Source organism: Staphylococcus durrellii (genome assembly GCF_015594545.1).
GTDB classification, from domain to species: domain Bacteria; phylum Bacillota; class Bacilli; order Staphylococcales; family Staphylococcaceae; genus Staphylococcus; species Staphylococcus durrellii.
Map to the genome: position 1 here is coordinate 119,758 of NZ_JADIIO010000001.1, position 23,492 is coordinate 143,249.

Below are 23,492 nucleotides of genomic sequence, written 5' to 3' on the forward strand. Positions count from 1 at the left end.
CCTCATGAAGATATGAATAAAGATAAAATTGAAAAAACTACAGCATTATATGAAGCGTTGGCTAAAGAAACATCAGATCAAGACATCGTCTTCAACGCCTTAATGTTATATGCTCGAGTGAATAATAAAGCAGTTTATGACAAATATAAAAATGAACATACAAATAATGGCTACGGAGATTTAGAGTAAAAGGTAAAGGAGGAAGCGATGAATGATTAAGCGACGTTTAATTAAAATGGTTGGCCTTGTAGCCACATTAGCCTTAGCCCTAGTGCTAAGTGCCTGTGGTAATGGCGGTGGCTCGTCGGATAATAAGAAAACAGCTTTAGGTAGTAAAGATGTTGAAATTCCTTACATTGCTTCAGATAACTCAACAGCACGTTCATTAGTAATTGCTGAAGTACTGAAGAAAGCTGGCTATAACGTTACAACAACACCAGTTCAAGCAAGTGGTCCACTCTATGCTTCAGTTTCTGAAGATAAAAACCAATTTCATGCAGATGGTATATTCCCATCTACAGATAAAAAGTATTACGACAAATTTAAAAATAAAGTTACAGTATACAATCAAAATCATATAATTGATAAAGCGAAAGTAGGATTAGCTGTACCTAAATATGAACAAGACGTAGATTCTATCCGTGACTTGAAAAATAAAGATTTCGGTAAATCAGTGGATTGGACAATCCAAGGTACAGATGAACGTAATGGCATAATGAAACAAACTAAAGATGAGATTGGCGAAAATGATTTAAAAAAATATAGTCTGAAAAAATCTTCAGACCAAGATCAATTCAAAAAAATTCAAGGTGCATATAAGCAGCAAAAACCAATAGTCTTCACTGCTATGGACCCAAGTTGGATTAATAAAGAATTAGATTTCAAAATGTTAGAAGATCCTGATAAAGTATATGGCAACAAAGATCAACATATCGATTTAGTCTTTAACAAAGAGTTTAAACAAAATCATCCTGGCGCATACAAAATAGCGACACGTATGGCTGATGATTGGAGTAAAAAAGACGAAGAAAACCTATCTAAAAAAATATTCGTCGACAACAAAAACCCTGAGCAAACTGCAAAAGACTATGTAGATGATCATGACAACAAAGTTGATGACTGGACAGAAAACGTCGGCAATTAAGAATAAAGCATAAAGTGGATTAGGAGCTATTTAAACTGTATAAATATTAATGTACATGATTTCCCTGTTCGGAGAGTGTAGGAAGGTAATTAATTCCTCATTCAGCGAATGGGGAATTTTTATATGTGAAAAAAATGTGAAATTTTATTGTAGGTAAGGTAATCAAATTTAAATTTAAGATGTCTCTCTTTGTTAACTTATGTTTGCTTGTGATAAGCTACGGCTAAGTATATCATGTAAAGCATTTTAAGTTTGAGGAGAGAAAGTTATGCAACCACAATCACCAGTACAGAAAAGAACTGTTCAACATATTGTTTATGAAACTTATCAACTACTTTATAAAAATTATTTTGATGTGATAACAGTACAACAAATTTGTGAAGCGGCAGAAATTAATCGTAGCACTTTTTATCGTTATTTCGAAGACAAATACGATTTATTGTACTATCTTGCACAATATATAGGATCTTCATTAAAGTCGCGCGTCAATGAGTTAGATACAGATTCATTCGTCGAAGCTTTTGTGTCATATTTTGAAAGAAACAAGATGGTATTCCGGCATTTATTTACTTCAGCAAAGTCAGTAGATATTTATCAAGAATTAATCCAAGTGCACAGCAAATTGATGTATGACGAATCATGTTTAAAAAGTGATGAATTATCCTTAAAAATTCGCGCATCCAAGCATCCTAAAATGTTGTGTGATTTTATGAGTGCAGGATTAATAGAAGTATTAAAAAAATGGATTAATAATGATTACGATGATGATGCAGAAGAATTATTCTATTTTTTTAAAAACACAATAATGCCGTTATAATAATGCCTTTAGAAATAATACACTTTTTTTAGTAACTAAAGTTGTTAAGAACTGTTTGGCATCGTGTTAGTGAGTGGATTTATTAGAATTAAAGTAAATTAAAAATGAACTTACATGGGGTGAAATAAAATGGAAAGCGTATTTTACGGTAATGATGATGAACAATTTTTCGATATTTATGTTAACGATGACAAAAGTGATAAATGGTTAATACTTGTGCACGGGGGTTATTGGCGTCAAAAACACACTAAAGAGAATGTTAATACACTATTCGAAAAGTTTAATACTGAAGGATTTAATGTCGTAACGGTAGAATATCGCCGTGGTAAAAACAAATGGCCTATACCTAACGATGATGTTCAAGCTGCGATAGCTAAATTCAAACAATCTAAGTATTATCACGATAACCAAGAAATTACACTTATAGGCCATTCAGTAGGAGGACAACTCGCATTGTTAAATGAAGCGAATGTTGATCGCGTAGTTGCTTTAGCGCCAGTTACTGATGTACCTTTCACTTATGATTATGAATTAGGAGAAAATGCTGCTAAAGCATATTTCGGTGACGATAAGGCATTAATGAAAGAAGCTTCCCCTATTGAAAAGGCGAACCTTTCGGCTACAACATTAATTATACATGGTAAGAATGACGATAGAGTCGTCGTCGACAATACATTCGATTTTGTACGCAAATTTGCGAGTGCTAATTTGGATTTATTCGTCTTCAATGACCTTCCTCATATGGAGTGTGTAAATCCTGAGCATCCAGTATTCTCTTACTTATTTGAGTGGGTTAATAAGTAAGAATGTTGAAAGTTATTGCATAAATTTCACCAAGGTGAATCAATTATTCATATGATATAATAAAATTTATTAGTAAAAGTGACGATTTTAGGAGAGATTTTCAATAATGAATAAGCCAAAATATCAAATTGTAGCAGACGAAATTAAGGAAAAAATTATTAATAAAAATTATTATATTGGGATGCTCTTACCTACAGAAAAACAATTTCAAGACCGATATAATCTAAGTCGCTATACGATCAGACAAGCAATGGATTTGCTAGTTTCTGAAGGTTATATTAAAAAGAAAAAAGGATCAGGCTCCTATGTGAGTAATAAATATTTAAGTGCTAAACAAGATAAAAGTTTGAAAAAAATCGGTGTGATCGTAACATATTTATCTGAATACATATTTCCAAATATCATTAGAGGTATTGAAAAAGAATTAAAAAGCCAAGGCTATTCTTTAATATTGGCTAGCACAAATAATAATCATGAAGATGAAAAGCAATGTTTACAAATGATGTTAAATCAAGGCGTTTCAGGCCTAATAGTTGAACCCACTAAAAGCAATGTCTATAACCCTAATTTATCTTATTATCCTTTATTTAAACAACGAGATATTCCAATTTTAATGATAAACGCTAATTATGAAGAGTTAAATTTACCCTATATAGCTATAGATGATGTGAAATCAGGTTATTTGGCAACACAATATCTTATCGATAAAGGTCACGAAAAAATAGCATTAATTACAAAAATTGACGACAATCAAGGCAAACTTAGAATGAAGGGATATTTTAATGCATTCGAAAAAAATAATAAATTATTCAAGGGTGAAAATATATATACATACAACACTGAAAGTCGACAAAAAGTTATAGAACAAATTGTTGAACATATAAGTAATAATAAAATTAATATCACTGCTTTAGTGTGCTATAACGATGAAATAGCATATGATATTATTCACTATTTGAGACAATGCAATTTAAAAATACCACAAGATATTTCAATAGTTGGCGAAGATAATTCTATTTTAAGTAGATTAAAAGAATTGAATTTATCGTCTACTGCCCATCCACAAGAATTATTAGGTACTAAAGCGGCTAATTTAATTATTGAAGCAATTGAAAAGAACAATGAGCTTAAGTCAGAATTAATTGATACGTATATAATTGAAAGAAGTTCAGTCAAAGATATAAAAAAAATTTAAAATGAATAGTTTAAAAGGGCCCTTTAATAGAAGGGTCCTTATTTATTTACTTAATTTATTTGTACGTATTAATAATTTTTATATATTGACTTATACGTACAAATATAATAATCTAAATGTAAGCGGTTTCTTAGGAGGTTAAAAGTTGAATAAAATAAAGAGTGAAGATCTTTCAATAGGCATAGAATTAGGCTCAACAAGGATAAAAACGATAGCGATTGATAACAAAATGAATGTTATAGCCTCAGGTAGTTTTCAATGGCAAAATAATTTTATAGATGGATTTTGGACATACTCTGCGAATGATATATGGGTAGGATTACAAAAAAGTTATGGCGTAATGGCACAAAATTTACTTGATAAAACTGGCGTTACATTAACACAAATTAATTCTATTGGTATAAGTGCAATGATGCATGGTTATTTAGCTTTTGATAAGTATGATGATTTACTTGTACCATTTAGAACATGGCGTAATGGTAATACAAAAGAAGCTGCCCAAAAACTGACAAAATATTTTAACTTTAACATTCCTGAAAGATGGAGTATTGCACATATTTATCAGGCAATTTTAGACAACGAAGCGCATGTTAATCAAATTGAATTTATTACTACGTTATCAGGATATATACATTGGTATTTAACAGGAGAGAAAGTTTTAGGGTTAGGCGATGCTTCCGGCATGTTCCCAATAGACATTAATAGTAAAAATTATCGGTTAGACTTATTGAATAAAACACGTGATTTGTTTAAATCAAATGGTAGTGATTTATTAATTGAAAAGTTATTGCCTCAAGTTAAATTGGCAGGTGATAATGCTGGATATTTAACTGATACAGGAGCCAAGTTATTAGATCCAACTGGCAATCTTGAGTCTGGTTGTATTATGTGTCCTCCTGAAGGAGATGCTGGTACTGGCATGGTAGCAACAAATACGGTTAGAGCAAATACTGGAAATATATCTGCTGGAACTAGTGCGTTTGCGATGATAGTTTTAGATGATGAGTTGAAAAATTACTACTCGCAAGTTGACGTTGTTACTACACCTGATGGAAAAGAAGTTGCAATGATTCATGTTAATAATTGTACATCTGATATTAATGACTGGATGGATTTATTTGCTGAAGTATTGGAAACTATGGGGGTTAAATTTTCATCTGAAAAGATGTACGGACAAATATTTGAGGCGTCATTAAATAGTGATGACGATTTAGGTGGCTTATTATCTTATAACTATATTTCTGGTGAAAATATTACCGATATTGATGTCGGTTACCCACTGTTTATTAGGCTACCTAACAATCAATTTAACTTAGCTAATTTTATGAAAATGAATTTATATAGTGCTTTTAGTACATTGAAAATTGGTATGGATTTATTACAGACTAATGAAAATATTAAATTAGATAAATTAATAGCACATGGTGGCATTTTTAAAACTAAGAAAATAGCTCAACAAGTATTGTCTTCAGTACTACAAGAAAGTATCACTGTAATGGAAACAGCAAGCGAAGGCGGTGCATGGGGAATCAGTATTTTAGCACACTATGCGTCATTAGATGAGCAAATAACTTTAGAACAATTTCTAAATGAAAGAGTGTTTATAAATAATCAAGAAGTGACAGTAGAACCGACTCAAAAAGAAGTACGAAATTTTCAAAATTATTTAAAGAGAATTAAAGATGGTTTGCCTATCGAGAAGGATGCTAATCAGTATTTAGGAGAGGATAAGGATGTTAGAGCAACTCAAACAAGAAGTTTATAAAGCTAATTTAGAGTTACCTAAACGAGGGTTGATTAAATATACATGGGGTAACGCCAGTGCATTTGATACAGAACAACAACTATTTGTCATCAAACCAAGTGGGATAGATTACGACAAAATGAAAGCTGATGATATGGTCGTCTGTAATTTGAATTGTGAAGTAGTCGAAGGAAACCTTAAACCATCATCTGATATGCCTACGCATGCTGCTTTATATAAAAAATTTAATGATATTGGGAGCATTGTACATACACATTCTCCTTGGGCAACTACTTGGTCTCAATCTGGGCTAGATGTACCGGCTATGGGAACCACACATGCAGATACATTTTATGGTTCGATTCCATGTGCCAGATTTTTAGATGTCGATGAAATAAATAGAGATTACGAATATGAAACTGGAAAAGTCATTATAGAAACTTTTGAAAAGCGTGAATTAAACCATTGGGAAGTACCTGCCGTATTATTACATGGTCATGCACCTTTTGTTTGGGGAAAGAATTGTGAAAATGCCGTGATGAATGCAGTGGTTTTAGAAGAAGTATGCAAAATGAATATTTTTACTAGACAACTAAATCCATTTGCTGAGACTTTACCGCAATCAATTTTAGATAAACATTACGAAAGAAAACATGGCGTAAATGCTTATTATGGTCAAAATTAGGAGGAATTTTAATGAAACAATCAAAAATATTTTGGTTTGTAGTTGGATCACAAGAATTATATGGGGATGAGGCATTAGCACAAGTAAAACATAATGCTGAAACCATAGTAGAAACATTGAATAATACTGCTGATTTAGATTTTGAAATCAAGTTGCAAGAAAAATTAGCGATATCTGCGAATGTTATTAAAAATATAATGAAAGAAGCTAATTATAGAGATGATGTCGTTGGTGTAATTACATGGATGCACACTTTTTCTCCTGCTAAAACCTGGATTAGAGGAACGCAGTTAATACAAAAACCATTATTACACTTAGCAACTCAGTTTAATAAAGAAATTCCATGGTCAGATATTGATATGGATTATATGAACTTGCACCAGTCAGCTCATGGAGATAGAGAATATGGTTTTATTAACAGACGCTTGAATAAAAATAATGAAGTAGTCTTTGGGCATTGGGAAGATACATTAGTTCAACAACGAATCAATGAATGGATGCATGTTGCTAACACTTATAATGAAAGCTTTAACTTAAAAGTAGCTAGATTTGGAGATAATATGCGTAACGTTGCAGTAACCGAAGGGGATAAGATAGAAGCACAAATTAAATTTGGTTGGACTGTTGATTATTTCGGTATTGGAGATTTAGTGGAATATGTAAATAAAGTTTCAGCAAAAGAAGTTAATGAGTTATTTGAAAAATATAAAGAAGCTTATGATTTTGATTATAGAGATTACAGTAAAGACGAATTTGAAAAGTCGGTTATAGAGCAAATTAAATATGAGATAGCTATGAAACAATTTTTAGATGAGGGTGGTTACACTGCATTCACCACTAATTTTGAAGATTTACATGGTATGAAGCAACTTCCTGGTTTAGCGGTGCAAAGACTAAACGAACAAGGCTATGGCTTTGCAGGTGAAGGCGATTGGAAGACGGCAGCTTTAGATCGATTGTTAAAAATCACAACACAAAATAAAGCTACTGGTTTTATGGAAGACTACACATATGATATGAGGGAGGGTTACACACATGTTTTAGGTTCTCATATGTTAGAGGTAGACCCAACATTAGCTAGCACAAAGCCTAAAATTGTAGTTAATCCTTTAGGTATAGGTGGGAAAGATGACCCAGCAAGACTTGTTTTTGACGGCAAACAAGGCGAAGGCGTTATGGTGACGATGGTAGATTTAGGTACACATTACAAATTCATCGTTAATGAAATTAATGCCAAAGCTGTAGATGAATCAGCACCAAATTTACCAGTCGCTCGAATTTTATGGGATGTAAAGCCTTCTTTTGAACAAGGGATTAGAAGATGGATAGAAGCAGGAGGCGGTCACCATTCTGTGCTTTCACTAGAATTAACAATTCCACAGATTACATCATTATTTAAATTATTTAACGCTGAATATGAATTAATACAATAATCTCATTTGAGTAAATGGATTAAACATAAAGGGTGGTTGGGATGAAATTAAATAGTAAAGTTTCGAATCGATTTATTTATTTCTTTGGAGCATTCGGGGGGATCCTTTTCGGTTATGATATAGGGGTTATGACTGGCGCATTACCATTTTTGAAAGAAGATTGGAATATAGATAATGGAATGATTATTGGCTTAATTACGTCCTCAGTTATGTTAGGTGCTATATTTGGAGGTATATTAGCTGGCAGGGTATCAGACAAATTAGGGCGCAGAAAAATGATTTTAATTTCAGCTATTATTTTTATAATAGGTTCTATTTTATCTGGCGTAGCGCCTCATGACGGTAGTTATTTCTTAATTATATCAAGAATAATATTAGGTATTGCGGTTGGTGCATCTTCTGCTCTTGTACCTGCTTATATGTCAGAAATGGCGCCTGCTAAATATCGTGGTCAGTTGTCAGGCATTAATCAGACTATGATAGTCTCAGGAATGCTCATTTCATATATTGTAGATTATTTTCTCAGAGAATTACCTATAGAAATTGGTTGGAGATTAATGCTTAGCATCGCAGCTATACCAGCATTGATTTTATACCTAGGTGTATTAAAATTACCTGAATCACCACGATTTTTAATTAAAAAAGGAAAATTTGAAGAAGCTAAAATAGTTTTAACACATATTAGAAATAATCAAGAAGTTGAAAAGGAATACAATGAAATCAAAAATACGATTCAATTAGAGAATAAAACTTTAACGAATCATTCACTTGCGACGTTATTTAATGGAAAATATAAATATTTGGTAGTTGCAGGTTTAGGGGTAGCAGCTTTCCAACAATTTCAAGGCGCGAATGCAATATTTTATTATATTCCGTTAATTGTCGAACAGGCAACCGGAAAAACTGCAAGTTCAGCTTTAATGTGGCCGATTATTCAAGGGGTAATATTAGTCTTAGGTTCATTACTATTTATAGCAATTGCCGATAAATTTAAAAGAAGAACATTATTAATGATCGGTGGCTTTGTTATGGGATTATCGTTTATATTACCAGCCATCATTCACATTTTTGCACCTTCGACTAGTCCAATTTTAATAGTTGTATTTTTAAGTATATATGTAGCATTTTACTCTTTTACTTGGGCACCATTAACTTGGGTCATTGTTGGTGAAATATTCCCGTTAGCGATTAGAGGGCTGGCATCTGGCGCAGCTTCATCACTAAATTGGGTAGGCTCTTTCTTAGTAGGATTATTATTCCCAATAATGACCGCATATTTTTCTCAACAATTAGTATTTGCTATATTCGGAATTATTTGTTTAGTAGGCGTATTGTTTGTGAAAATATGCTTACCTGAATCAAAAGGACGAACTTTAGAAGAAATCGAAAAACTTGGAGAGTTAAAAGGTAAATCTAAAGACCAAGAACAAGCTATTGATAGAAAAGAAATTACACAATTAAAATAAAATTAAAGCTACCTATAAAACTACCTATTTAGATAGGTAGTTTTTATTCATAAGTTCTTTAAATGTGTTTTAGCTCTCTAACTATATAGTTGAGAGGTATATATACATTTTCATATTGTCCATCGAATGCAATGCTGATAAAGAAGTTACTTTACAATAGTTTTGATAATTTGAATATGAAAAGAACGATTTTAGTTTGCTATATACAATTTTAAGACTATAGCAACCTCATTTTGACAGTTTAAAATGAAATATGTTACTTTTAGGTAGAACGATTATTCTAGTTGAATGAGTGGATTTTTATGTCTAAGAAAAAAGATGATTTATTAGAAGTTGCTGAAAGGTTATTTTATGAAAATGGCTTTAATGGCGTGGGTTTGAAACAAATAATTACAGAGGCTAATGTTGCTACAATGACGTTATATAATCATTTTAACTCTAAAGAGCAATTAATCGAAGAGGTATTAAAACAACGTGAGCAACGTTATTGGCATTATTTGGATGAAAATGTAAAAATACAAGAATCTGAACCATTTATCGCTGCAGTTAAGGGACATTGCAAATGGTTGAATGATTACTCGTATACGGGTGATATGTTCATGCGTGCGATAGAGGATTATACTGATGCCGATAACCAAATTGAATCTATTGCTAGAGGTCATAAGCAGCGTTTACTCAATTATTTAGAAAATCTTGCTATCGAGTCAGGATTTAAAAATGGTCATGATTTAGCTATTCGTTATACGATATTGATGGAAGGCACTACGTCTATGACCACTTTAATAGGCGTAGATGAAGCTGCGAAGCATGCAATATATGTAGCTAATTTATTTATTGATGAGGCTATCTAAGTAAAAAACTTGAATCACGAGATTGACTAATAATCAATCTCGTATCTTTTACTATAAAAATAGAATGAACGTTCTATATAAAAAAGGAAGTATGTAATAAATGAAATTCTCTAAATTAGTGTTACCTGGCATAGCAATGATAGCAACGACGTATGGTTTGGGACGGTTTAGCTTTGGTCTGTTCTTACCTAACATCTCTCGTGATATGCATATAAGTGCATCAACTGCGGGGTTAATATCTTCGTTATTCTATCTGTCGTATTGTTTTACGATAATTTATTCTACTTTACGTACTAATAAAATTGGACCTAAAAATATGATAATGTTATCTGGTTTAAGTGTATTTATGGGATTAATATTAATTAGCACTTCGTCTAACAGCTTAATGCTTTCTCTAGGCGTCATATTTGCTGGTGCAAGTACGGGATTAGTTTCTCCGCCATATGGTTACACGATTTCATTATGGATTAAGTGGCCAGAACAAGGTAAGGCAAATACTTGGATAAATTCAGGTACAAGTTTTGGCTTAATGTTCACAGGATTTACTGCAATGGTCATCTTTTTAGACTGGAGGATGACATACCTTATATACAGTGGTATTGCTTTAATTGTTTTAATTTGGAATTTTTATGCCATTCCTGCTTTGAATAAAAACATCAAAATTGATACAGGGTCATTAAATATTAGGGATATTAATACGAGTAAAAAAATAATTTTTGCCTCAACGGTATTAGGATTTTCCACAGCTCCGTTTTGGACCTTTTCGAAATCTTTTATAGAAAATACAAATAATTATTCGAATACTGAATTATCAATATTTTGGATTTTAATAGGAATATTAGGTGTGGTTGGCGGCATTTCAGGTCGCATTATCGATAAACGCGGATTACGTTTTGCTTATGTATTAGGCGTTACTCTATTATCTTTAGCTTCGATAATATTAGTGTTTACTTCTAAAATATGGTTAATACCATTTATCGCTTCTTCGCTTTTCGGTGCTAGCTATATCTTTCTGACAGGCGTGTTGTTAGTTTGGGGAGTGACAATATTTGTGAAAAATGCTTCGTTAGGTATCGGTATTCCGTTTTTAATGTTAGCTGTTGGGCAAGTCATAGGCTCAATGGTTGCGGGAACATTAATAGATCATTTAAACTACGCTATGACATTTATGGTACACGGTTTAGTAGGTTTTAGTGCAGTAATGATGTATCCAAAAGTTGAAGTGAAACCTAGCCTAATAGAAAAAGGGCAAGAATATACGCAAATGCAACAAGAAAATAAAGAAGTTATTGAACAAGAGTTAAATAATTGAACAAGAAATACTAATTATTTAACTATAAGCATGTAATTGGTAATTTGTTAATTTAACTAGAAAATTAAAATATAAGCTCATAGCATAAGATAAATATGTTATATTGTACGTAACATATTTATGTTGGTAATTTATTGTAAAATGTAGTGTTTGAACTAGTAAATGATTAATGCTAACAATTTAACTTAAAAATAAGTATTAACACTAATATGTACTATAATTGTGATTTTAAAAGGAAGAGGGTTAATATCATGACTTTAAATAAAGAACAAAGACGTATTACAAGTGAAGAATTAATTGCGCATTTCCAACAATCTTCACTAACTGAAGAAGATTTAGCCCAACAAATGAATTTATCGATAGCGCAAATCGAGAAGGTATTGAATATGGATGCATCTAATGGATTTTTTGCAGATAAATTGCAGACATTTATACACTTAGTGTGGAATATTCGTGATGCTATCGATAATGATATAAAAGATCATGGTGAAATCCCAAGAGGTTATACTTATTTACAAGGTGAAAAAGAAGACTATTGGTTCTTACAATAACCATGTTTTAATGAATTTTTATCATTAAGAAGACGGAAGGTAGTCTAAAAAGCAAGTCTCCCGTTTTCTGTATATATTATGATTGCGTAGATATAATTAAAGGTTAAAGTATTTATAGTAATTTAAGTTAATATAAGCTAAACGAAATAACTAACTTGAAAAATAATTTTTAAAAATCTAGTGGCTTATAAGTGAGCAGAGCATCTAAATGATACATTCAAATGCGCTGCTTATCTTTTTATACAATTCCTTGAATGCGTAAGACGATTTCAGCAACTACCGCTGAACCTATGTATGTACTAATTAAAACAACCATTCCCACTATAACTGTTTTCCAACCAAGTTTGGCGAAATCGACCCATGAATTACCTATAGATACACCGGCATAAGCTACGACAGGTGTCGCAAGTGACATAAGATCTACTTTTTCTGTCCAATGAACGATGTGTGTAGAACCCGGGAAACCAGGAATCGTAATAATTAACCCCAAAACTCCAATGTATGCGATGCTTGGTATATTCAATGGGATAATATTACTTAGTATTAAACCTGCTAAAGCGATAAACATGAGTACCAAAATTCCAGGTACGCCTTTGAGCATTGATGTATTATAACCAATTAGGTTACTGAGTAGCGCGATAAAACCAACCACACATAATGTGAGAATCCAATTTGTTACTTTAGATGACATGTTAATCACTCCTTGTTGTTACTAAATTTATTTTTCACTTTCATAATACTAGCGTAGTACTTTTGAGTTAAAGGTAGCGCGATTAATATACCCATATAAAGACCTGTTACCGATGTGAGCAAATTACTCACTCCTGAAAAGGCAGTAATTGTGCTAGATTGATGCGGATACATTTCTACTAAAGGGCCTAATGCTGCGGCGGTCATTACGCCACTCCCTACACCTGTCGCCATTGCATAAGCCAAAGGGCTTAAAGGTAAAATTGAAATAATTAAACCTGCAAATATACTGAAGAATATCGCTCCAAAAATAGTGCCGAATATATACATAGACATAACGCCACGCCATTCAGGAGAACTAATACCAAATTTTTCTGTTATTAAAGCTAAATTAGGTTCGCGACCAATGGAATGCGTCATTCCGATTGATTCACGTCTTAAGCCTAATAAAACAGCTAATGGTAATGAGATAAGGATTGTTCCAAGATTTCCTATCTCCTGTAAGATTAATGCAGGTCCGGCAGAAATTATTTTGGGTAAGGCTGGCCCTGCTTCGACGCCAAATTTCGCAATTAATAATGCTACAGATATAAATACTAAAGGCTCTGAATTTTTAGCTTGCTTTTTCTTCACAATGGGGGAGAAATAAGCAACTAATCCTAGTATTACAGCATAAACAACGGGTAGCAATAATATAGAAGAAAAACCTAATGGTATTTTATGTGGACCTATAACTTCTGAAATAACCATAATAACTAGTACTAAAAGGTGTAAACGCCAATCTTTCCACAATTTATCTTCGTTTTTCATGTGAAATCCTCCTTTTCAAAAATCAGAAAATTCTAACAATAATATATTTATTTTAACTAGGTCTTAGCAAAATTAAAAGGGTGAGTTTTGTAATAATATAATTTTTGTTATTAAATAACTTTATATAAAGGCATTATTTTATTAGTGATAACTACTTAAATATATATATTCACAATAAAAAGCTGACTTTCACATAGAAAGACAGCTTTAATAATTTTTTCAAAGATAAAAAATTACGATTCAAATTTAAACTTAAGGTAAACCTTATCAAATGAAGATTTACTTTAGGCTTTTGTTGCTTGTTGGCGAATAATTCGTATATTTGGCGATGTTCAAAATGTAACTTATAAATGTATATAGCATGAGAAAATGATTTTGATAAATTTAACATGTTACTTTCAGTATTGAATTCAGTAACTTTATAAATTAAATTTTTCTATCATTGCATCAACGATGCGTTGACAAGCAAGAGTATCATCATATAGATAAATATCTTTGAGGACTTCCTTGTTGTGATTATCCATTTCAAAACTTTGCAATTCTTTTAATAATTCGCTTTCAGTATTTACAATGCTTCCTGGTAGAAAGTGCTTATCTTCAGTAGTAATTTCTGCATCTATCAATGCAAGAGGGCGATAATAGATTACTTTTTTATGCATTAAAGCAAAGTCTAATCCAACACTAGAATAATCAGTGATTAATAAATTACTTTCGTATAATAAATCTTTTACATTATGCTCATCTTCGTAAATTATATTAATATAAGTGGCATCAAATAAATGCGAGAATTTTTGGAAATTATGATGCAAGTAAAAGTTAAGTTCAATGTTATTATTCGCTAAAAAATTTATTAATGATTTATTTGTTAGTAGTTGATTGAAAACCTTAAAAAAATTAGTTTTTTTAAATTTGGCATCACTATATTGGTCAATTTCCTTACGCCAAGTTGGCATTATTAAAATGCTACGCTTATGAGTTAATGAGGCCTGTCTATGTCTTATAATGTTATCGAATCGTGGTAAACCTGAGAGAATAACAGACGCTTCGGGATAATTATAGTTATTAATAACTTCATTTTTTTCTCTTTCTGAAGATACTACAAATAAATTTGTAAATTCATTACTTGGCGTACGTCCATATATACCACTAACATCTTTAGAAGCTATAATGCCATGTTGTAAAAAAAGTTTACTTTTAGACTTAACTTTGTCTTCTAAAAAGTTAGTCAAAAACGGTAATACATAATTTGGGGTGTGGGTATGTATGATCACTGAAGAACGTTCAAATAGTTTTATATGCTCCAAAGACTGATATTGGATAATGTTATCTTCATACCCTTTAAGATTTTTAATGTCAGAGCTATAATCTGATAGTAAATAATATATATGGAATCTATCACTATAATTATTTAGTAGATATTGAAAAAAGATTAAACCATTATCTTGGGCCTTTTCTGGATATTCAACTATAATTACGATTGGTTTTTTAGATTTAGCTTCTAAGTTGTTTTTTGTCATTTTCAAATAGTAACGATAGGTTAACTTTGGAACTATGAATATTCTAGTTGATAAATTTCCATGTTTAGTATTATACATCTTAAATAAACACATCTTGTTTTCAAACTCGCCCCATACTTCATCGTTTTCTTTAAACATGTATGCATTGGGTGCTTTTATTCGAGGTGGATACTCAGACAAAGGCATTTCTTTTATATCATAATTAAAGTGCAGGTCATACGCTTCTACATTATAGTTTATAATATTTTCGTCATAGTTAATTAAATTACTTATAGCATTTTTATCGATTATGAAATTAGCAGTTACTTGGAAAGTATGTTGCTTTAATGTTATTACTTTGAATGAACTTGTTGTTAAAGGTATCTCAAAAGTATGGTTTCTATCTTTGATAAACACATTTAGAGATGTAGGTTTAAAATATTTACAAGTAAAGTTAATGGTGAATGCTTTACTGTCTCTACTAATATTAATAATTTCGCAATCTTTATTGTAAAAATTAAAGAAAGAAGGTTTTTTATTAAAAACTAGCGTCAATAAATTGTTTTGATCAATATAAAGATAATAATTTTTGTCATCCACACTTAAATAAGTGTCGCTACTAAAATCAATTTCACCATCAATTTGACTTACATCGATGGGAATATCATGTTCATTTAAAATATGTAATGGTGCATTTTCAATTTGATAAAAAGCTAATAATTTTTCTGAAGAAATATTAAATATTCCTTGTTCTTTTTCAAAAGATAAAGCACCATTTTCTGAATGTATGGACAACTTTTTTTCATGTAGATTTTCAATTATAAATTTATTTGAGTCACTTGAAATTTTCATTCAATAACGCCCTTTCTCTTATTTTATGAAAGAAATGACAGATGCTAAAAACACCTGTCATTGTTACTAATTGAGTAATATATCATAAAATTGATTAATAGCTGCCTTATTGTATTTTTGAGCATCAAATCTGTCGTATTCTTTATTTTCCCCGTTAATGAACTCTATGATATTGGTAGCCAATGAAGCATAGTCATTATCGCAGAGCATACCATATTTACCATAATCTAATACATATTTATTTGCTACTATATTAGAAGCTAGTACATTTATACCAATAGTTAATGCTTCTAATAAAACCATAGATTGCCCTTCATAGTATGAAGGTAGAACAAATAAGTCACATTCTTTCATAATGAAAAATGGATTTCTCTTTTGACCCATTAAAAATACATTATTTTCTAATTTTAATGTAATTATAAGATTACTTAATTGATTCATGAGTGGTCCATCACCTAGTATATATAATTTAGCTGAGGGATGTTTTTTCACTACTATTTCAAAAGATTTTATTAAATTATCAAACCCTTTTTCTGGAGATAAACGTCCCATAGTCATAACTTTATAATCTTCTTTAGAAAAGGGCACACTTGAGATTTGTTTATCTATTTGACGTACTAAGACACGTTTGTCATTTTTAACAAATATGTCATTATCATCATTCATTAGTTTGCGTATTTTAGGTAAGTTAATGGTATTATTGGAAGATTGGAATTTTCTTCTAGTTGATTTTTTACTAAGTTTATTAATATTTTCTTGTTTAGTCACTTCTGATACGTTAACTAATTTATCGAAGTATGGGTACATTGAAATAGTCCCTTTTACATTTGCATAGTGGGGTCTTATGCCATTAACAGTTCGTTCCATATCCATTTTCATATCACTGTGTAGATATATTAACTTTCTTTTAGCATGACTGGCTAAGACTAATGATGACCAAAACATCGCATAGCCACTAAAATCAATAGCATAGTCGAATTCGGCGTTTCCAAATACCTTCCTAAATTCACGTTCATACAATTTGTCTGGGTAAACTAGTTTTTCTATTTTAGTCATGATCCCTCTATTTCTAACTAATATATTTCGATAATACTCTGTAGTAGTTGATAGTAATGGTCCGCTTCTTAATATAACTCTAACATTACTATTAATAGAATATAGATTATCTAATGTATCTTTATTAGTAGTTTTGTCTAAGAAAAGAGTTACGTCATATGTATTATGATCAATACTTTCTAAAAGATTCATTAATGATGTAGTAATCCCGTTTGGTTTCATACCACCAGGATAAATCAATAAGGTTTTTTTGGCTTGTTGTGATTTTGGGATAGGTGAAGATTTTTTATCAAATATATAATTAACTAATTTTGCAGTAACATTTTCTATATTTAAACTAGTGTAGTTTTCTTTATAATCTATATACTTATCTCGATAAGCAGATAAAATATTATCTTCGTTTATTATTGTATTAATTAGCTCAGTTACCGTATGTACAGAAGGGCCTGGCAATGAATTTACGGGTAAATATAATCCTCTACCTTGTTCATACGTTTCATAATCAGGTGTATAAAAGATAATAGGTTTATCAGTTACTAGGTAGTCGAAAAAAATACTTGAATAATCAGTGACTAGCATGTCTACAACACTCAATAATTCATTAGTGTCAAAATCATCATCAATTAAATAAGGTTTTAGTTTTTTATTATGCATTGCCTTGTGATAAATAAAAGGATGTACTTTCAAAATAACTTGATATTTTGTTTCTTTATTTAACTGTTCTATTATTTCAATCATATCTTCAATATTATCTTCTGGGTCACTGACTAAGCGGCCACGCCATGTTGGAGAAAACATTAATATAGGAGAATTATTAGTTTTAATTCCTTGGTTATTTAGTTTTTTGATGACATCATCTTTATTGGAGTTTAATGTATTATCAATTCTAGGATAACCTATCTCGAGAATTGAATTATCTATTAATCCGCCTAATTTAAATGCTTTTTTAAATACTTCACTAGTATGATTGTTTGGTGTAATAATGTAATCTGAACTTAGGAAATTTCTAATTGTATTTTGAGATTCTACTAAATTATTTTTTATATCTAATCCCATAAATTTTAATGGTGTACCATGCCATGTATTTATATAAGTTTGGTCGTGCTTTTTGGTAAAATAGTTTGGAAATGTAGCATTATTAATTAAATATTTGCATTTAGCTAAATAAAAAAGATAATCTTTACTTTCTTTTACTATGAACTTAACGTTGTTATATTGGTTATATAACTTAGAATATGATTTTTGTTTTGAACTGTTAGAGACTACCCATATATGTTGGAAATTTTTAAATGATTTATCATTAATTAAATGTTTGAAAATAGCATAAGGACTATCTGTCATACTTTGACCGTCTCTTACTTGATATAGTATATAATCTTCATCAATATTTACTTTTTGATATAAATTAGCATAATACATAATATTTCGAGTGTATTTACTTCTTAATTGAAGTTTTAATGGTTCAATTAGGAATTTAATTTTTCTCTTACCTTGGTTTAAAATGAATTTTTTTAATTTCTCTTTCATTTTGACTATCCCCCTTTGTATATTTTTATGAATGGTTAGTATAATTTACATAAGCTGCTAAACCATCTTCAACACTATATTTTGGCTTGTATCCTAATGAGGTTAACTCTTCAATTTGAGCATAAGAATGCTTAATATCGCCACTTCTTGAATCAGAAAATTTGTAGTTAATTGTTTTATTATATAACTTTTCAAACGTATTAAATATTTGTAATAAAGATATTTGTTCGCCACTCCCCAAATTATAGATTTTACCATTGGCATTTTCATTATTGAGTACTATAGAAACCGCTTGTACTAAATCTTTTACATAAACAAAATCTCTAGTTTGTTCGCCATCCCCGAAAAAGGTGAAGGTATCATCATTTTGAAATTTTTCATTCATAATTGATAACACACCTGAATAGGGTGAACTAGGGTCTTGTCTTGGACCATAAATATTGAAAAATCTTAATGAAGTAGTAGGCATATTGAACAATTTATTATATAGTTTTGTATATTGTTCAGCAGCGTATTTTTCTATAGCATATGGAGATTCTGGATCTATAAATGTATTTACTTTTTTAGGTAAACCTTCTGTATTGCCATACACGGCAGCTGAAGATGCAAAAATAAATTTTTTTAAATTTTTATTATACTGTCTATTTGATTCAAGCATATTTAATGTAGCTTCAATATTAACTGATTGCGATAGTATAGGGTTTTTAATTGTTTCTACAACACTTACTACCGCAGCTAAGTGGATGACGTAATCAAATTGTTCCTTTTTTATGAGTTCCGTAACAAATTGACTATTAGTAACGTCGTTGTCAATTAAATGAGCGTTATCTATAAACCCTACGTTAGAATGATAACCAGTTTTTAAATTATCTAAAATGAAAACTTCATAATTTTGCTCGTTAAAGTACTCAGCTAAATGTGAACCTATAAATCCTGCGCCACCTGTTATTAATATTTTCAAAATAAATTCCCCTTTATTTTTAATAAATTTGCTAATTACTTGATTAGCAATATCGCCGATTCTACAATATTGTTAAAATTTTCAAAATTCGCTGTGAAATATAGCATAAACTTTTTAATATTTCATTTCAATAATTTTTAAATTATCTATATTGTTAACAATTTCTTTTATTATTTTAATTACAGAACTATACATATTATATTATGGTGGTTTAAACAACAGGGAATATAAAATGATGCATAAGAATGTTCACAATGTTTTAAATATAAAAGCTGAACTTGTATGTAGAAAGCCAGCTTTTATAATTAATTAAGTTAAAATTTAATTGAGAAGCCATGTTAAGCTTAATCTAATTTTTTTCAAAAATACGAGACTGATAATTCACTTGAGTTTTAGGTTTCTTGTTGTTAAATACTTTCATATATGTGCCGATTCTCCAAATGTATTCTAATGGACCATAATTAAAGAATTTAAGCCAAACCGTTGAGGCAATTAATTGTAAGATATAGATAATGACGCATATAAATAATGTATCAGTTATGTTGAGTTGATTTTTGTTGAACATTAACATCACGACCCAAATTAATAATGTTTGTCCTACATAGTTCGTGAGTGCCATTCTGCCGTAAAAGCTTAACGGTGCTAACCCTTTTCCAAACAAATTTGTTTTAACGATTAAAAGGAGGGCACTTACGTAAAATAAAGCGATAAATGGACTTGTGATAACGATGAGATGATTGTACAAGTCTTGTTGTTGAACATAATCTGCAAGTTCTTGGTTATTTAATGTATGATGTAACAATTTATAGCTAGGATATACGTAAGATTTACTTAATATTATCCAGCAAGCAATTGAAATTAGGCCAGAAAGAGATGTTAATATAATTAATAATTTAGTTTTGATATTATTAAAAAGACAGAATTGACCTGCTGAAAGACCTAATAAAAAATATGGTATTGGAAGAATTGTTTTATTTCCTAAATATAAACATATACATAAGATGATTAAGCCAAGAACTAAGTTGATATATTTATTTAAATAAAAACAAGGTATTAATATTAATCCAAATATAGCGTATAACAATAGAGCTTCGCCTGGTTGAAGCAATTGATGCAAAATTCCAAACACTGCTAAAATAGTCAATCTTCTTAAGAAGACAAAATGGGTGTTCAAATCCTTTTTTTGAGCATTGCGAATGAAAATATAAAATCCAAGCCCGAATAAAAATGAAAAGATGGTAAAGAATTTATCTTCAACAAAAAAGTCTATAAATTGTAAGTATTTAATTTGATCAAAGTTGCTCGGTGTTGGGAAGTTATACAAGGAAATTATGTTAGTTAAAATAATTCCTAATAGTGCAAAACCTCGCATATAATCTAATTCTGAAATTCTTTCGGTTTTATCGTTCATGTTATACTCCTTAATTTTTATGATATGTATCACTAAAGACAAGGTTAATGGTAGCAAAAGCAATTCGAAAAACAACTAACAAATATGTCACATCCATAGTGATGAACTGAATTGTAGCGAAAACGAACCATTGTTTAGCTATAATTTATGATTTCAATTATAAGAGTTAAATGTCTCTATATTTAATTAGCGTGATTTACTTTTATGGGTTATTATGACATTAAAAAAAGCCACCCCTATAGTTAGAAAAGTTAGCTATAGGCGTGGCTTTTTATTTTATAAATCCATCATTTTTTCTTCCTGTACAATTCTTGTATATAAGAAGTAAGCATACGGTATTAGTAATACACTTGTATAAGTCGCATGTGTTAACAACAGTACACCGATGAGCTCAGGTAAGATATTTAGATAATAGTTAGGGTGTTTCGTTATTTTATATAGTCCTGATTTAACGATAGGATGTTCAGGTAAGATGAACAATTTAAGAGTCCATATAGAACCTAAAGTTTTAATGACATGGAATAAAACTAAGTATCCAAAAAGTAGTAGTACAAAGCCTAGACCATTAAACAGGCTGAACGTATCTTGATTGATTAACGATTCAATGGCTGCGCCTACATAGATGAGAATATGAGTTAATGCAAGGTATTTTGAATTCTGTGCACCATATTCTTTAGCTCCATTTTTAATTAATTGTTGTGTGTGGTTAATTGAAATTTTTAAGCTGTATAACCGTACAATAAAAAATATAAGTAAAATTGTGAAAGTCATGATGTCCTCCAAGTGTTATTCATAGATGATGTTAAATATTTAAAAGTATTGAATTTAGTCCATATTTTAAAAGGCTAAGGCTTCAAAGTACTTTATAAAGCTATTTTAAAAGCTGTTGACCATAAATTCCATTAAATATTTATTAACTATACGAAATAATATAAATTATCTTAATTTAGGACAATCTGAGGTATAGTATTAAACGTTTTTATTGATACCTTCTGCTACGCGTATACCACTAAAGATGCAACCTCCTAAAAATGTCCCTTCTAATGCACGATAACCATGTACGCCACCACCCCCAAAACCAGATGCTTCGCCAGCAGCGTAAAGGCCTTTAATGGGGAGGTTTTGATGGTTTATAGCTTGGCCATCTATATTAGTTTGTATGCCGCCTAAGGTTTTACGACTAATAATATGTAATTTGATGGCTACTAATTTCCCATTATTACCGCTTAATATTTTATGAGGCTTCGCTGTACGAATAAATTTGTCACCTAAAAACTGACGTGCATTATTTATAAAAGCAATTTGAGGATCTTTACTAAATTTATTATTAATTTGTAAATCTCTGGCTTTAATTTCCGCTTTGATGTCTTCGTATTTTATTAAATCATCACCGGAAAGATCGTTCATTTTCTTAACTAAGGTGCCTAAATCATTAGCCATAACGAAATCGGGACCTTTATTCATAAAGGCATCAACTGGAGAAGTTGCCTTACGACCTAAACGTTCTTTTATAAGTAATTTGATGTCTTTGTCAGTTAAATCTGGATTTTGTTCAGAACCTGATAATACGAACTCTTTTTTGACGATATCTTCTGTCAAAATAAACCATGAGTAGTCATAGCCTGTCTTTGTTATTGTTTGTAACGTATGTAGCGTATCAAACCCTGGATAATCCGGGGCAGTCATTCTATTGCCAATCGCGTCAAACCATAATGAAGAGGGGCCGGGGATAATTCGTATCCCATGATTAGACCAAATAGGACTATGATTTTTTATACCTTCAGTGTAATGCCACATACGGTCTTTATTGACTACATTAACGCCAGCATATTCAGAAATATTAATTAACAGACCATCCGTTGAATCGGGAACACCTTGAATCATGTTTTTAGGTGGCGTGCCTAGTCGCTTCGGCCAATATTTTTTAATCAAAGGTATATTCGCTCCAATACCACCTGAAGTGATGACTAAATAATCCACATTATATGAAAAGGTATCTATAATTGTTCTTGATGATGGTTTGCCACGCGCTACGTCACTTTCTTCTAAAATATTACCGGCAATATGCTTGATTTGATTATCGTCAATAGTAACCTGTGTAACTTGGTGCCGAGGTAGGAATGTAAATTGGCCTTCTTGTTCTTTTTGAAAAACATAACGTATAAAAGGATTAACTAATCCAGGTCCAGTTCCCCATGTTATATGAAATCTTGGTACGGAATTACCGTGTGTAGAAGCTGAAGTACCACCGCGTTCTGCCCATCCTAAAATAGGTATCAATTTAATTCCCATATTTTTGAGATAATTTTCTTTATCATAAGTTGCAAATTTTACATAGGCTTTAGCCCATTCATTCGCCCAATAATCTTCGCCATCAAGGCGATCGAATTGAGCAGTTCCAAACCAATCGTTTAATGCTAATTCAAATGAATCATGGACGCCTAACCGTTGTTGTATTTTTGAATTAACTAAAAATAATCCACCAAATGACCAATACGCTTGACCACCAATCGCTTGACGAGGTTCTTGATCTAATAATGTTACATGATAACCTTTTTTAAGTAATTCTGTTGATGCAACTAATCCACTCAATCCCGCACCGATAACAAATACATTTTTACGCATTGCGATCCCCCCTAAATAATTGAACTTGTAATTTGAAGATAAATTGATGATTTTGGTAACTA

General features: G+C 30.9%; 19 protein-coding genes. 11 read left to right on the forward strand and 8 right to left on the reverse strand.

What is annotated here, in order from left to right; translation table 11 throughout:
- Nucleotides 1-211: 211 nt before the first annotated feature.
- The 11 genes from ISP02_RS00495 to ISP02_RS00545 all read left to right on the forward strand — a co-directional run bounded on the left by ISP02_RS00495 (nucleotide 212) and on the right by ISP02_RS00545 (nucleotide 12,002).
- The gene (locus ISP02_RS00495; RefSeq protein WP_195719696.1) at nucleotides 212-1,144 is read left to right on the forward strand and encodes a glycine betaine ABC transporter substrate-binding protein; all 933 of its coding nucleotides are present in this window, start codon (nucleotides 212-214) and stop codon (nucleotides 1,142-1,144) included.
- Between the two features lie 268 nt (nucleotides 1,145-1,412).
- A complete protein-coding gene (locus ISP02_RS00500) occupies nucleotides 1,413-1,961 on the forward strand; it encodes a TetR/AcrR family transcriptional regulator (RefSeq protein ID WP_195719698.1) in 549 nt (182 codons plus the stop codon).
- Nucleotides 1,962-2,090: 129 nt separating this feature from the next.
- Nucleotides 2,091-2,765 carry an alpha/beta hydrolase family protein gene (locus ISP02_RS00505; protein WP_195719702.1) on the forward strand — a complete coding sequence of 225 codons (675 nt, stop codon included), beginning with the start codon at nucleotides 2,091-2,093 and terminating at the stop codon, nucleotides 2,763-2,765.
- A 106-nt stretch (nucleotides 2,766-2,871) separates the two neighbouring features.
- Nucleotides 2,872-3,960 carry a GntR family transcriptional regulator gene (locus ISP02_RS00510; protein ID WP_195719704.1) on the forward strand — a complete coding sequence of 363 codons (1,089 nt, stop codon included), beginning with the start codon at nucleotides 2,872-2,874 and terminating at the stop codon, nucleotides 3,958-3,960.
- 145 nt (nucleotides 3,961-4,105) lie between these two features.
- Complete coding sequence (locus tag ISP02_RS00515; RefSeq protein WP_235980482.1) at nucleotides 4,106-5,725, forward strand: xylulokinase; 1,620 nt, start codon at nucleotides 4,106-4,108, stop codon at nucleotides 5,723-5,725.
- Entirely contained in the window at nucleotides 5,694-6,389 is a 696-nt protein-coding gene (locus ISP02_RS00520) for an L-ribulose-5-phosphate 4-epimerase (RefSeq protein WP_195719706.1), read from the forward strand. The genes ISP02_RS00515 and ISP02_RS00520 overlap by 32 nt, the downstream gene beginning before the upstream one ends.
- 11 nt (nucleotides 6,390-6,400) lie before the next feature.
- Entirely contained in the window at nucleotides 6,401-7,822 is a 1,422-nt protein-coding gene (araA, locus tag ISP02_RS00525; protein WP_195719708.1) for an L-arabinose isomerase, read from the forward strand.
- Between the two features lie 41 nt (nucleotides 7,823-7,863).
- A complete protein-coding gene (locus ISP02_RS00530) occupies nucleotides 7,864-9,288 on the forward strand; it encodes a sugar porter family MFS transporter (RefSeq protein ID WP_195719710.1) in 1,425 nt (474 codons plus the stop codon).
- A gap of 302 nt (nucleotides 9,289-9,590) precedes the next feature.
- The gene (locus tag ISP02_RS00535) at nucleotides 9,591-10,139 is read left to right on the forward strand and encodes a TetR/AcrR family transcriptional regulator (protein WP_195719712.1); all 549 of its coding nucleotides are present in this window, start codon (nucleotides 9,591-9,593) and stop codon (nucleotides 10,137-10,139) included.
- Nucleotides 10,140-10,239: 100 nt separating this feature from the next.
- A complete protein-coding gene (locus tag ISP02_RS00540; RefSeq protein WP_195719714.1) occupies nucleotides 10,240-11,451 on the forward strand; it encodes an MFS transporter in 1,212 nt (403 codons plus the stop codon).
- Nucleotides 11,452-11,702: 251 nt separating this feature from the next.
- Nucleotides 11,703-12,002 (forward strand): DUF2316 family protein, encoded by a 300-nt coding sequence (locus ISP02_RS00545; protein WP_195719716.1) that lies wholly within the window; start codon nucleotides 11,703-11,705, stop codon nucleotides 12,000-12,002.
- Between the two features lie 238 nt (nucleotides 12,003-12,240).
- Here the strand turns inward: ISP02_RS00545 and ISP02_RS00550 are convergent, their stop codons facing one another.
- From ISP02_RS00550 to ISP02_RS00585, 8 genes are all read right to left on the reverse strand, one after another.
- On the reverse strand, nucleotides 12,241-12,693 hold the full coding sequence (locus tag ISP02_RS00550) for a hypothetical protein (protein WP_195719718.1): 453 nt from the start codon (nucleotides 12,691-12,693) through the stop codon (nucleotides 12,241-12,243).
- A 5-nt stretch (nucleotides 12,694-12,698) separates the two neighbouring features.
- Entirely contained in the window at nucleotides 12,699-13,502 is an 804-nt protein-coding gene (locus tag ISP02_RS00555) for a DUF3100 domain-containing protein (RefSeq protein ID WP_195719720.1), read from the reverse strand.
- A 419-nt stretch (nucleotides 13,503-13,921) separates the two neighbouring features.
- Nucleotides 13,922-15,850: a CDP-glycerol glycerophosphotransferase family protein gene (locus tag ISP02_RS00560; RefSeq protein WP_195719722.1), complete on the reverse strand. Its 1,929-nt coding sequence runs from the start codon at nucleotides 15,848-15,850 to the stop codon at nucleotides 13,922-13,924.
- Nucleotides 15,851-15,916: 66 nt separating this feature from the next.
- Entirely contained in the window at nucleotides 15,917-18,433 is a 2,517-nt protein-coding gene (locus ISP02_RS00565) for a glycosyltransferase (protein ID WP_195719724.1), read from the reverse strand.
- A gap of 25 nt (nucleotides 18,434-18,458) precedes the next feature.
- Nucleotides 18,459-19,394, reverse strand: a complete 936-nt coding sequence (locus tag ISP02_RS00570) for an NAD-dependent epimerase/dehydratase family protein (RefSeq protein ID WP_195719726.1) — start codon at nucleotides 19,392-19,394, stop codon at nucleotides 18,459-18,461.
- Between the two features lie 349 nt (nucleotides 19,395-19,743).
- Nucleotides 19,744-20,805: a DUF418 domain-containing protein gene (locus tag ISP02_RS00575; RefSeq protein ID WP_195719728.1), complete on the reverse strand. Its 1,062-nt coding sequence runs from the start codon at nucleotides 20,803-20,805 to the stop codon at nucleotides 19,744-19,746.
- Between the two features lie 276 nt (nucleotides 20,806-21,081).
- Nucleotides 21,082-21,576, reverse strand: coding sequence for an isoprenylcysteine carboxyl methyltransferase family protein (locus tag ISP02_RS00580; protein WP_195719730.1), 495 nt, complete (start codon nucleotides 21,574-21,576; stop codon nucleotides 21,082-21,084).
- Nucleotides 21,577-21,774: 198 nt separating this feature from the next.
- Nucleotides 21,775-23,430, reverse strand: coding sequence for an FAD-binding dehydrogenase (locus tag ISP02_RS00585; protein WP_195719732.1), 1,656 nt, complete (start codon nucleotides 23,428-23,430; stop codon nucleotides 21,775-21,777).
- Nucleotides 23,431-23,492: the final 62 nt, after the last annotated feature.

What these genes read in the sequence shown, in the direction of transcription:
- ISP02_RS00585 (WP_195719732.1), bottom strand. Translation starts at nt 23,430, where the DNA reads ATGCGTAAAAATGTATTTGTTATCGGTGCGGGATTGAGTGGATTAGTT.
- ISP02_RS00575 (WP_195719728.1), bottom strand. Translation starts at nt 20,805, where the DNA reads ATGAACGATAAAACCGAAAGAATTTCAGAATTAGATTATATGCGAGGT.
- ISP02_RS00555 (WP_195719720.1), bottom strand. Translation starts at nt 13,502, where the DNA reads ATGAAAAACGAAGATAAATTGTGGAAAGATTGGCGTTTACACCTTTTA.
- ISP02_RS00545 (WP_195719716.1), top strand. Translation starts at nt 11,703, where the DNA reads ATGACTTTAAATAAAGAACAAAGACGTATTACAAGTGAAGAATTAATT.
- araA (WP_195719708.1), top strand. Translation starts at nt 6,401, where the DNA reads ATGAAACAATCAAAAATATTTTGGTTTGTAGTTGGATCACAAGAATTA.
- ISP02_RS00560 (WP_195719722.1), bottom strand. Translation starts at nt 15,850, where the DNA reads ATGAAAATTTCAAGTGACTCAAATAAATTTATAATTGAAAATCTACAT.
- ISP02_RS00540 (WP_195719714.1), top strand. Translation starts at nt 10,240, where the DNA reads ATGAAATTCTCTAAATTAGTGTTACCTGGCATAGCAATGATAGCAACG.
- ISP02_RS00550 (WP_195719718.1), bottom strand. Translation starts at nt 12,693, where the DNA reads ATGTCATCTAAAGTAACAAATTGGATTCTCACATTATGTGTGGTTGGT.
- ISP02_RS00510 (WP_195719704.1), top strand. Translation starts at nt 2,872, where the DNA reads ATGAATAAGCCAAAATATCAAATTGTAGCAGACGAAATTAAGGAAAAA.
- ISP02_RS00500 (WP_195719698.1), top strand. Translation starts at nt 1,413, where the DNA reads ATGCAACCACAATCACCAGTACAGAAAAGAACTGTTCAACATATTGTT.
- ISP02_RS00580 (WP_195719730.1), bottom strand. Translation starts at nt 21,576, where the DNA reads ATGACTTTCACAATTTTACTTATATTTTTTATTGTACGGTTATACAGC.
- ISP02_RS00505 (WP_195719702.1), top strand. Translation starts at nt 2,091, where the DNA reads ATGGAAAGCGTATTTTACGGTAATGATGATGAACAATTTTTCGATATT.
- ISP02_RS00535 (WP_195719712.1), top strand. Translation starts at nt 9,591, where the DNA reads ATGTCTAAGAAAAAAGATGATTTATTAGAAGTTGCTGAAAGGTTATTT.
- ISP02_RS00530 (WP_195719710.1), top strand. Translation starts at nt 7,864, where the DNA reads ATGAAATTAAATAGTAAAGTTTCGAATCGATTTATTTATTTCTTTGGA.
- ISP02_RS00495 (WP_195719696.1), top strand. Translation starts at nt 212, where the DNA reads ATGATTAAGCGACGTTTAATTAAAATGGTTGGCCTTGTAGCCACATTA.
- ISP02_RS00520 (WP_195719706.1), top strand. Translation starts at nt 5,694, where the DNA reads ATGTTAGAGCAACTCAAACAAGAAGTTTATAAAGCTAATTTAGAGTTA.
- ISP02_RS00565 (WP_195719724.1), bottom strand. Translation starts at nt 18,433, where the DNA reads ATGAAAGAGAAATTAAAAAAATTCATTTTAAACCAAGGTAAGAGAAAA.